4 protein-coding genes are annotated in these 12,451 nt (G+C 44.9%); all 4 read right to left on the bottom strand.

Going from position 1 to position 12,451, the window contains the following annotated elements:
* Window positions 1-77 precede the first annotated feature (77 nt).
* The 4 genes from F6J90_RS27755 to F6J90_RS27740 all read right to left on the bottom strand — a co-directional run bounded on the left by F6J90_RS27755 (window position 78) and on the right by F6J90_RS27740 (window position 11,982).
* Window positions 78-860 carry an SDR family oxidoreductase gene (locus F6J90_RS27755; RefSeq protein WP_293101065.1) on the bottom strand — a complete coding sequence of 261 codons (783 nt, stop codon included), beginning with the start codon at window positions 858-860 and terminating at the stop codon, window positions 78-80.
* 12 nt (window positions 861-872) lie between these two features.
* Window positions 873-1,640, bottom strand: coding sequence for a sulfotransferase family protein (locus F6J90_RS27750; RefSeq protein WP_293101062.1), 768 nt, complete (start codon window positions 1,638-1,640; stop codon window positions 873-875).
* A gap of 58 nt (window positions 1,641-1,698) precedes the next feature.
* A complete protein-coding gene (locus F6J90_RS27745; RefSeq protein WP_293101059.1) occupies window positions 1,699-2,355 on the bottom strand; it encodes a class I SAM-dependent methyltransferase in 657 nt (218 codons plus the stop codon).
* Window positions 2,356-2,532: 177 nt separating this feature from the next.
* Window positions 2,533-11,982: a non-ribosomal peptide synthetase/type I polyketide synthase gene (locus F6J90_RS27740; protein WP_293101056.1), complete on the bottom strand. Its 9,450-nt coding sequence runs from the start codon at window positions 11,980-11,982 to the stop codon at window positions 2,533-2,535.
* Between the last annotated feature and the right edge of the window lie 469 nt (window positions 11,983-12,451).

Raw genomic sequence — 12,451 nt, 5'->3', positions numbered from 1 at the left:
CCGTGAAGTTCAGTAAATTTAGCATTGCTGCGACGAATCTAGAACTGTTCAAAACTATCAATTACCAATTCTTTTTATTACCATAGAGACCCCGCAGATACAGTTAGCTCCTGCATTGTCATACCCACTGCCTCATCGCGGCAGAGAAAAGCAGCTAGTTCGCCAATTTCTTTAGGCTGTATGATCCTTTTCTGGGGGTAGCTCTGCTTAACGTCTTCAAAATATTCCGCAAAACTTCGACCTTCAGATTCAGCAAACTCTCTCATACAATTTTTGCCAAGCTCAGTTTCTACCCAACCCGGACTAATAGCATTGCAGGATACCCCATGAGGCGCTCCCTCTAAAGCCACACAACGAGTTAGCCCAACCACTGCTGCTTTAGAAGCACAATAGGCAGGAACATTAGGATTACCAACTGAGGCAGCAGTAGAAGCAATGTTGATAATGCGACCCCACTTGCGTTCGATCATTCCTGGCAAACAAAACTTGATAGTACGATAAATACCATTGAGATTAACATCAATAACACGATACCAGTCTTGATCAGGATGCTCGCAGATTTTATGCAGGTAGGTTATTCCAGCAGCATTGACCAGGATATCGACTTGACCAAAAGTTTTGAATACATTATTGCAAAAAGTCTCAACTGAATCAGTAGAAGAGACATCTAGGGTCATTGCTAAAGCCTTAACCCCCTTTGCCTCAATTTCTGTTTGGCAAGAACTTTTCTCAGCAGAGCGGGAGCCAATGGCTACGTTAGCCCCAACTTCTGCTAAAGCAAGAGCGACGGCTTTACCGATACCCGATGTCCCGCCAGTTACTATTGCTACGCGACCTTGTAAAAATTTTTCTTTATTCATATTCCTACCCCATCAAATAATTGCGAAATCAGAAAGCTCTTCATAAACTTTCTGTGCTCCCTCAACCATCCCGGCATCTTCAGGACGAATTTGCACTTTTTCTTGAGTTGGTGGCACAATCCCACTACTACCGTCTAAAGTTTTATACCATTTAGCTCGACTCTCCATTTCATCAGGCTGACATTCCCTCCATTTATACTCATTCCAACTCAACATTTGGGGGTAAAACTTAACTCCTATGCGTTGGCAATACTCGCTCAAAAATTTTTGGGGATCACGACGGAAGGAATTAGCTTCAACAAGGATTGGTTTCTGTTCTAATTGCTCAGTTACTATTTGCCACATTTGTTTCAAGGCATCAAAACCAAACTCTTCATTTGTAGGAGACTCATTGACCCGATACCAGGAAGCCATTACCTCATGAGGATGACGCACAATAAAAGTATTGATCACAGAAGCGAGAAAACCCTGATCTATGTATGGCATTCCTTGGTAAGCCATCTCTTTCATAAAAATTAGAGGAGCTGCCTCCGCCTTTGATTTTATTTCTTCAAGTACCTGAGTAGGTTGGTAATCTTGGCGCTGTTCACAATCGCCAAAGCGATTGGAACGCCGCCATTTGCTAAAGTAATAAACATCAAGGAATGGTTCATCAATGATTGCTGTATCTGGGCGTTGTGAAAAAGTTCTCTCGAAAGGGGTTGATACAGATCTAGGTGTAGCCCATAATACCACAATTTTGGGCTTATTTTCTGATTTTTCAAGGTTTTGATAGTTCATCAAAAAAAAATCCGCTTTCCCTACTATTCTTAGATGATTTATTGTTGATATTGTGCTCTTAAAAAACTTTGTAAACCCAAACTTTTAAATAAACACCAGTGTCTTTCTTTTGATGGGTAAGAAATTTCTTTGTCGCTGTAACCATTTCCCATTGACCAGACTCCTCTAGGGCAGTCAGCTTTGGTTTGAACTCGTTACTCTCATACAGATCGGTAGGCATGGTAACAACAATGTATCCCCCTGGCTTGGTAATACGGATCAGTTCGTCAAATGCGTTACTTTTGACATGTCCATAAGTAAAAACCCCAACACTAATGATGGCATCAAAGGTGGCTGAGGGAAAATCCAAGGGTTCACCCAAAACTTGTTGGTGGAAACTGGTGTAAACATTCTTTTTCCGAGCCTCCTCTAGCATGCCTGACGATATGTCCATCGCCTCTAGGCAATGGTAACCGCGCTGGTGCAGAAACTGCCCGACCAAGCCTGTACCTGCTCCGGCATCTAAAATCTTGGCATCTTTGGAGACATAGTTGACCAATACCTCCGCTGCAGGCTCTGGCCCGACATAACCAAATGCATCATCTAGGTCTTGCTCGTAGTCCTTGGCCCAGATGTCATAGCGTTCAGTTAATTCCTGATTATTCTCGGAACTATAGACCCACTGAACTGTATCTGTTTTACTCATGTTTCCGATACTATCTGTGTTTACAAGCATCTTGCTTAAGCTCCCAATTTGGGTGCATCTCAAAGTTGTAAATCTATCACTGAGGGAACTGTAGAAGTTTTTTAGCCTTCAATGGTCGTATTTTTCCATGCATTGAGATGCACCCCCCAATTTGAGGTGAAATCCTCAGCTAGGCTTTTCCTAGCTGAGGCAGGGAAATAGAAAAGACTAACCTACTCTTGCCTGTGCTTTATCTAGGCAGTATTGTAGCTGTTGAGCTAAAACTGAAATATGGGGTTCGGTTACCATAGAGAAATGGTTCCCTGGGACAACATGAAATTCTAAGGGTTGAGCAGAAAGTCGGTCCCAGCCCCAGGTTGGATCTTTTAGGGTAGTTAACTGATTAGGTAAATAATCCCCTAAAGCACCAACCTCACTGGCTCGGAAGAAGTTAATCGGAGTTGAATCAATCTTCTGGGGTAGATAGCTCGCACTGGCTTGAGTATTAGCCTTATAAACTGCCAGAATTCGCTTCAACTCAGTTTTGCTCAACATCTGTCCAGCCTTTTGCAATTGTTCCAGGAGATAACTCAGTTGTTCATCTCCATCTAGAGACTGGAGTATTTTTGGCGAAATCTTGAGGTTTTGACCCAAAATGCTTTCATAAATACTGGCTAGGTTGGTTATGCACTTGGTATTATCCCATTGAGCTGCATCTTTTTCTGGAGCCGGAACCTCTACCTGAATATCCATCATGGCCAGCAAAGATACTTCCTGTCCTTGATTCCATAATTGTTGAGCCATCTCGAAAGCCACTTTGCCTCCAAAAGAATGACCCCCTAGTAGATAGGGGCCGTTGGGTTGAACTGCTTGTAGGGCTTTAATATGGTGGGCAGCAATATCTGCCATACGAGTATAAGGTTGGAAGTCCTCCTCAAGACCAAGGGTACGCAAACCATATAACGGTTGTTCCGAATCTAGATGACGTGCCAACTGCTGGAAGTCAAAGACATTGCCAAGAATTCCGGAAACCAAGAATAAAGGAGGCTTTGACCCCTCGGGCTGAATGGGCACTAAGGTAGAAAGGAAGGAGTCGTTACCGGTGGAATTATTTTGGGTTGCTAGGCTTGGCGAATCGAGATCAGCAAAAACTTCTTGGGATAAATAATCAACCATTGCCTCTATGGTTGGATAGTCAAATAGTACAGTTGAACGTAGAGAGCAGCCCACGCTAGATTGGAGATGATTCCTCAACTGAACTGCCATTAGAGAATCCAGACCCAAATCAATTAACCTTTGCCCCAGTTCTATTTGATCTGGAGAACTTAATCCTAAGGTTTTAGCAACTTGGGTACGAACGCGCTCTACTAACAAATCCCGACGTTGCTTAGCCGGAACTGCCTCTAATTCTGTCTTAAAATCAAGATTTGTTTCCCTGACAGTAGTATTTACAGTAGTATTTGGCGCAACATCTTCATAGAAAGGTGGCAGACTGTGGAATTGCCGTAGCCACTTATCCCAGTCCACTGACATTACACCTACTTGTGCTAGATCTTGTTGAAGCAGTTGTTCCAGTGCAAACAATCCCTGCTTTGGAGCTACGTTTGCCAGCCCCCAAGCAGCTATTCGCCCCTGATGGTCAGTACTCAGTTTTGCCCCCATTCCTAGCTCACCCCAAGGTCCCCAATTAACGGTTAAAGCAGGTAATCCCAAGGCTTGACGATGAGCTGCTATTGAATCGAGAAAGGCATTAGCTGCCCCATAGCTCCCTAGACCGTGAGAACCTAATAAGGAGGCAATGGAGGAAAAACAGACAAAGAAATCCAAAGGCTGGTTTTGGGTAAGAGCATGTAGATTCCACGTTCCCTGTACTTTGGCAACCAGAACTTGGGCAAAGCGCTGCCAATCTTGCTGCGACAGTCCGCTGAACTCAACAACTCCAGCGGCGTGAACTATACCCCCTAGAGGAAGCGAGGATTGCTCTATCTTAGTTAGTAACTCGGTAACTTGCCCTGCATTAGACACATCTGCTTGGGCTACTACCACCCGAGCACCTGAGTTTTCTAGCTTTTTTAACTTATGCTCGATCGCTGGTTTAGGGCTACTTCGTCCTACTAGCACCAGGTTTTTTGCCCCTTGTTCCACCATCCACTGGGCTACCAGTAAACCTAAATCTCCTAAACCACCAGTAATTAGATAGCTGCGATCATTGTGGAACACCAGAGGCTTGTTTGTTTCAACAACAGGGGATCGAGATACTAGCCTAGCTACATAACGAGCTTGGTTGCGAAATGCTACTTGGTCTTCTTTATCCTCTGACTGAATTTCTTCCCATAGGGTTTGTATCTCATCCACTGCTGGGTTGGGGTCTAAATCCACCAGGACGGAATTGAATTCTGGGTATTCTAAAGCAATAACTTTTCCCATGCCCCATAAGGGAGATTGAGCCACTCCAGGCACAGCAGGATTTGCTCCCACTGCTTGGGCTCCTCGGGTAGCAAACCATAAGCGAGGAGGTAACCCATCTTGCTTCAGGAGAGTTTGGATTAGATATAAAGTACTGCCACAGCTAATCCTTGAGGCTAACTCTAGGTCAAGGGAGGAATCTAAGCTCCATAGATGTACCACCCCATCAATGTTCGATATTTTCTCCCAGAGCTGCTGATAGTGTTGAGGATTAGCAGGGTCTATCCTGAAGGTTTGCTCAGCTATCTGTTCGTACTCCTTACCAGGGAAGACAACTGTACATCCGTGATCTTGGGACTGGAGTAAGGCAACTAACTGCTGGCCAACTCCTTGACTATCAGTAAATACGAGCCACTTCTTCGGCTTGAGTAGTGCAGAACTCTGACGCTCTTTGATACGCCACTCTACCTCATAAAGCCAATTTTCCAGAGATTTCTTGGGGGTTTTTGGTAGTGCTTCGTGGTAGCTGGTTTTACCATTACCATTACCATTACCATTACCGTTACCGTTACCATTTGCCTGAGGAAGTACTCCCTGCCGATACCAATCAGGAGCTTCTACCCAATAGCGTTGCCGCTGGAAGGGATAAGTAGGGAGTTGTTCCCGACAGCGCCCATAGTCTTGATCAAAACCAAACCAATCTACCGATATTCCCTGGACATAGAGTTGACCCAAACTGGTCAGGAGCTGTTGCCAATCATCTTGTTGAGGACGCAAACTAGGAAGCCACAATCCCTGATGTTCCGGTAAACAGTCGCGACCCATGCCCAAGAGGATTGGTTTGGGACCCATCTCTAGCAATACTTCCACACCCTGCTGTTCCAAAGTATTCATACTAGCAGCAAATTGGACTGGCTGGAGAATATGACGACACCAATAACCTGGGGTTGCTATCTCTTCTTTTGCTACTTTCCCAGTAACATTGGAAATCAACTTAATTTGTGGTGAAGAAAAGCTGATTTGTCGAGCCACATGCTCAAACTCTTGCAGTATTGGCTCCATCAAGGGCGAGTGGAAAGCATGGGATACCGTTAATTTTTTGGTCTTGATGCCATCAGCTTCCAGGGTGGTAATAACGGCATTAATTGCTTCGCGTTTTCCAGAAATTACGATACTTTCATCGCCATTAATCGCAGCAATAGCAACATCTTTTTCATAGGGTTTAATGGCTGCGATCGCTTGTTCTAATGAAGCCATTAAAGAGACCATCTCCCCATCTTGAGGTAAAGCCTGCATTAGCCTTCCCCGTTCGGCAATCAGTTTCAGGCCATCTTCTAGACTAAACACTCCAGCCACACAAGCAGCGACATATTCCCCTACGCTATGACCCATGACTACATCGGGTTCTATGCCCCAAGATTTCCACAACTGGAATAGGGAATATGCGATCGCAAATAAAGCCGGTTGGGTATAAGCCGTCTGATTCAGTGACCAGTTATCAGTGGCTAGTGACTGGTCAGAGTCGGGATAAATTACTTCTAGTAAAGATTGGTCTAGATAAGAGCGCAGGATTTGGTCGCAGCGTTCGAGGGCTTCCCGGAAAGTAGGTTGGGTTTCGTAGAGTTGACGACCCATACCCATATACTGGGAACCTTGCCCAGTAAACATAAAAGCGATCGCGTTTGGTTTTTGCTGAGTATTTACTACATGAACCATCGATGGCGGAAAAGCTGCCAATTGTTCCTGTAGCTGCTGTAATGATTCAGCCACAACCGCTAAACGATGGTTAAAGTGCTTGCGTCCTGTATTAGCCGTAAAACAAATATCACCCAACTCTGCATCTTGAGCACCATCAAGATAATTGACATAACGTTGTGCCAACTCTCGTAAAGCCTGATCTGTTTTCGCCGATAGTGTCAAAACATGCCTTGGACGCTCATTTTTGAATTTTGAATTTTGAATTTTGAATTGTGAGGGTGCTTCTTCCAAAACCACATGGGCATTGGTTCCTCCCATCCCAAAAGAACTCACTCCAGCGCGGCGGGGAGTTCCATTCCTTTCCCATTCAGAAAATTTCGTATTAACGTAGAAGGGGCTATTTTCAAAATCAATGTTGGGATTAGCTTGTTTAAAGTGGAGCGTTGGCGGTATTTGCTTGTGTTTTAAGGCCAATACTGTTTTAATCAGTCCGGCAATTCCTGCTGCTTCAATCAAATGTCCAATGTTAGTTTTTACTGAGCCAATGGCACAAAAGCCCTTTTTATCAGTAATCTTGGCAAATGCTTGGCTTAGCGCTCCTATTTCAATCGGGTCTCCGAGAGCTGTTCCTGTTCCGTGGGTTTCTACATAAGTAACCGTACTAGCATCTACCTCAGCTTCTGCCATAGCCGATGAAATTACCTCTAGTTGACCCTCCACGCTGGGAGCTGTATAGCCCACCTTCAAGGCTCCATCATTATTAACTGCAGAACCTTTAATGACAGCTTGGATATTATCCCCATCTTCAATGGCTTTGCTGAGTAATTTGAGGATAACAATACCAACTCCATTCCCAAACACAGTTCCCTTCGCTTCAGCATCAAAAGCTCGGCAGTGACCATCGTCAGAAAAAATCATATCCTCTTGATAGAGATAGCCCGTCTTCTGGGGAACTGTAACCGCAACACCTCCTGCCAGAGCTATGTCACATTCGCCGCTTTGCAGAGTTTGGCAAGCCATATGTACTGCCACTAGGGAAGTAGAACAAGCCGTTTGTACGTTAACGCTTGGCCCAGTTAAATTCAACTTGTAAGAAACCCTTGTGGGCAGAAAATCCTTACCATTTGCTAACCTTACCTGAAGATCGAAGGCTGAACCTAAAAAGGTGCGTTGGGGGGAAAAACTGCGGTTAGGATGAACATTGTTGATTAAGTAAGTATTCATGCCCGAACCAGCATAAACCCCTACCGCTCCTTGATAGGTTTGAGGATTGTAGCCAGCCGTTTCTAGAGCTTCCCAAGCACATTCTAAGAAAATCCGCTGTTGGGGATCCATAATTTCTGCTTCCTTGGCGCTGTAGCCAAAGAAAGAAGCATCAAACTCCTCAACACCAGGTAAAAAAGCCCCTGCATTGACGTAGTTAGGCTGATTCAATAAGGTGGTGTCCTCTAATTCCAATTCCTGCTCACCAAAAAAGGAAATGGATTCGATCCCATCTCGCAGATTTTGCCAAAATTCATCAATATTATTAGCACCTGGGAAACGACCAGACATGCCAATGATGGCTATTTCAGTTTCAGTTTTGGTTTTCCTTTTCTTTGGTTTACGGTCACTCAGAGTTAGTTCTTCTTTTTGTACCTGACTTAAATTTTGAGCCAAACTCTGTATGGTTGAGTATTGAAACAGCTTGACAATGGATAGTTGGGAGCCAAACGTTCCTGTTAATTTGTTATAAACCTGGGTTAGGAGTAAAGAATTACCACCTAGTTCAAAGAAATTATCCTTAATCCCCACTACCTCTAACTGCAGGACTTCTTGCCATACCTTTGCTATTACTTGCTCTGTTTCTGACTGGGGCATCACTAGAGCTGTTGCCAAATCAGGACGAGACCGGTCTGGGGCAGGCAGTGCCCGGCGGTTTACCTTGCCATTGGGGGTCAGAGGCATTTCCTCTAGGGTCACAAAGCCAGCCGGAACCATGTAGTCCGGTAGATTTTTGTGCAAATAACGGCGTAATTCTGGTTCCAATTGGCTGGCTACTTGTCCTTGTAAGGGATTATTAGCATAGGCTGTCCAGGGTAAATGACCAGAGGAGGACATGGGGAACTTGGGGGCAGATGTGCCTTTTTGAAATAGGACATCGTAGCGCCCTTTAGCTTCCTGCTCAGACCAGTTAATGGCAATGGTATAAGGAAGTTTATCGCTTAATTCCCACCAATCTTCTGGTTCTATCCCATCGACCTTTAACTGTTGGAGGTTTTCCCTTAGTTGACCTACCGTAGCAGTTTCTCCATTGTGTAGCAGTTCCAGAAGCTGAATTTCTTCAGATAAACGGCCATTAGGTACTCCCTTGACACCTAGCACCTCTGGCTCTTGTTCCACCAGTAGTTCCTGGATATACCTCAAATGGTTGTCATTACCATTATCTTTCGCCTCTTCCCAGTTCAACCAGCTCGGCTGTGCTGTCGGAGAAATATCTTTACCGACATGAAGAATAGCATCATAGCGGAATTTGCTCATTTCATTCTGGTAACGCCCCCGCCTGAGCTGTATTTGGACGTCACTAATTTGGGGCAGATGTGCCCCCAAGGCCGTGAAAAAGCCCGGGTCGATGGCCATTTGCCCCTCTTGGACTATACTTTTGCGCACTCGCTGCAGCAATTGCTTTTTGGTCAAGGAGGTGGGAGCTTGCTGGAGTTGCACAGAGGCGTGGAACGCTTCTAACAAGGTCAAACTACGTACATCTCCAATGACAATGCTTCCCCCAGGTTTTAGCAACTTCGCTGCGGTTTCAATCACGTCTACTAAGTAATCAATACCGGGGAAAAGTTGCACCACTGAGTTAATGATTAAGGTGTCAAATTCTCCTACTTCAATTTCCTGAACAGCTTTGTCAGCATAACCCTGGCGCAGCTCGACATGAGACCAACTGCCCTCCAATTTATCCATTTGTTCCTGGATATAGCGCAGGGCTTGGGGAGCAATATCTACACCGCAGTAAGAGGAGGTATGGGGCGCAATCCGAAATAACAACATCCCAGTTCCGCAACCAATTTCTAGTACACGGTTGGGTTTACAGGAGAGAATCCTCTCAACTGTCCCCTCTACCCATTCGCGCATGTGGGTAGCTGGGATAGGCGCACCACTATAGCTGTCGTTCCAACCACTGATGTTGAAGGTGGGATCGGCTTCGGTTGCTTCTTGGCTATAAGCCAGGTTCCACAACTCTTGCCATTGCTCTTGGATAGCTTGGGCTTCGCTTTCGTCTTTCTCTTCACTACCTTCGTAGTTGGGATTGGCAACAATATAAGCTACCAGCCGTTTATCCCCTCCTGAAACACCATTGCCTTGGTTTTCCTGGGCAACAACGACACTTTGATGTACTCCAGAATGTCGGTTCAGGACTGATTCGATTTCTCCAAGTTCAATGCGGAAGCCGCGAACTTTGACTTGATGATCGATACGACCGAGAAACTCGATCTTGCCATCAGGCAAGTAACGGGCTAAATCTCCAGTTTTGTAAAGGCGTTCTGATTTTGATGCATCAAAGGGATTGCTAATAAATTTTTCTTTGGTTAAATCTGGACGATTACGATAACCTCTAGCCAGACCAGCGCCACCAATGTGTAGTTCCCCAACGACTCCAATGGGAACTGGCATCAGATGGGCATCGAGGATATAGATTTGCGTATTGGCAATGGGTTGGCCGATTGATTCTGGGGCATCTTTAGCTTGTTGAGATTGCCTCTGTTTGCCTACTTCGTGGACAGTTGACCAGATAGTTGCTTCTGTAGGACCGTACATATTCCACAGGGAAGCTTTCCTATCTAAGAGCTGATCCGCGAGTTCTGAGGGTAATGCTTCGCCACCACAAAGGATTTTTAACCCTCGGATACCTTCCCAACCGGATGCTAACAGCAAATACCAGGTGGCTGGAGTGGCTTGCATCACCGTAGCGTCACAATCTTTAATCAGTTTGCCCAACAACTGCCCGGAAGAAGCTACTTCACGGCTGACCAAAACTATCTTGGCTCCAACACTAAGGGGCAGGTAAAGTTCTAGTCCGGCAATATCAAAGGATATGGTGGTAACTGCTACCAGAGTATCCTGTGACCTTAATCCAGGCCGTTGGGCCATGGAGGTTAAAAAGTTGACTACGGATTGATGAGGAATTTGCACTCCCTTGGGTTTGCCTGTGGAACCAGAGGTGTAGATTGTATAGGCTAAGTTTTCGGGCTTTACGCCACTATCGGTGTTTCCCTGGCTTTGTTGAGAGATGAGTTCCCAATCAGTATCTAAGCAAACTATTGTTAATTGTTCTTTGTCGGCAACTAATGACTCTTGATTGGTAACTAAGGACGAATCAGTCAATAATACTGGTGCTTGGGCATCTTCTAACATATAGGCCAAGCGCTCTTGGGGATAGGCTGGATCTAAGGGCACATAAGCCCCACCTGCTTTGAGGATTGCCAATAGTCCCACCAGCATTTGGTGCGTACGCTCAACACATATCCCCACCAATACTTCTGGTGCTACACCCAGTTCTTGTAAATAGCGAGCCAGTTGATTGGCTCGTTGGTTCAGTTCTCGGTAAGTTAGTTGTTCCTCTTCAAATACTACAGCTACTGCATCTGGGGTGCGTTCAACTTGCTGTTCAAACAACTGATGGATACATTTATCTTGGGGATACTCTGCTGAGGTATCGTTCCATTCCACCAGCAGTTGCTGCCGTTCGGCTTCAGTTAATAGGGGCATCGTCGCAATAGATTGGTCTGGATTGGCGATCATTGCTTGTAGCAAGGAAAGCCAATGCCCCAACATTCGCCTAATTGAGTCGGATTTAAATAACTCTGTGTTGTATTGCCAGCTTAATGTTAATTTTCCTTCTTTTTCTTTAGCTACCACCACTAGATCGCACTGGCTGGTGTAGGCTGATATTTCTTTGAGTTCTGCTTCGCTAATTGCTGTCTGCGTGTGAGGGAATGGTTGATCGCACCACACCAACATCACTTGAAAAATCGAGGCTTTTGCTAATTCTTCTGCTAATTCCTCATTTCTGTTCATCCCCTTGAGGAGTTCCTCAAATGGGTAATCTCGATATAAGGCAGCTTCTTCAACGGTTTGGCTAACCCGCTTTAAAACTTCTTTCCCACTGATATCATTGCTTTCATCACTGCTTAGATCTGTCCGCAAGGCAATCGGATTAATCCTAACTCCACCCTGGTGTTCCCCTTCCTGGGAGGTCTTCAAACCCCTGGATTCCTTTACGCTAGTTGCCACAGACCCGATGATGAAATCTTCGATGCCCGTATAACGGAGCCACATAATTTTAAAGGCGGTCAGGAGGAAGGTAAATGAGCTGACCTTGAAGCGATCGCTTATGGTTTTTATTTCTTGGTAAAACTCTCTATCCAGCTCGGTGACTTCTGTTGATTCCTTTACTGATGACACCGATAAACGTGGATAATCTATTGGGATTTCTAACAATGGTAAATCCCCTGATAGCCTTTGCTGCCAGTAGGTTCGTTGTTCGGTTAGATGGATTTTTGGCTCAACCGTTGTCCCTGTAACCATTACACAATCCCAATTTTTTCAAACACTTGATACATTAAATGATTATCAGAGATAAGTCAAGGGTGATCTCCTCAAAACTGCTCTCAACCCCTCAACTGATAGCAGGGCTGTGACATGGCTCGTCAAAGATAGATCGGGTGTCAGATGGTCAGATGGGGAGATTTTTATTAAGGGGAATTATCCGGAGATCATATTACTCATTGGGTTGAAGCCAAACCGGGAATAGTTTCTAATTTAGCTGCCTGTTTGGTCGATAATTAGTTATAATAAAATATTTTTAATTTTTACCTTTGACCCTGTTATCAACGGTGAACAGGAATTTTGGGATGCTCTGTAGGAGCCGCTATGGGAGAAATTTCTGGTCAATAAATCTGTCCTAATCGTTTCTTTGAGGGGTAAAACAGTGCTGGTCGGATAGTATAGCACTACGCATTAAGGTGTTTGACATTGATAAAAGCTGACAAAGTGC

It is taken from the genome of Moorena sp. SIOASIH (assembly GCF_010671925.1).
In the GTDB taxonomy this organism is placed as follows: Bacteria; Cyanobacteriota; Cyanobacteriia; order Cyanobacteriales; family Coleofasciculaceae; genus Moorena.
The sequence above is the reverse complement of the archived record's forward strand: the minus strand, read 5'-3'. Positions and strand labels throughout refer to the sequence as shown.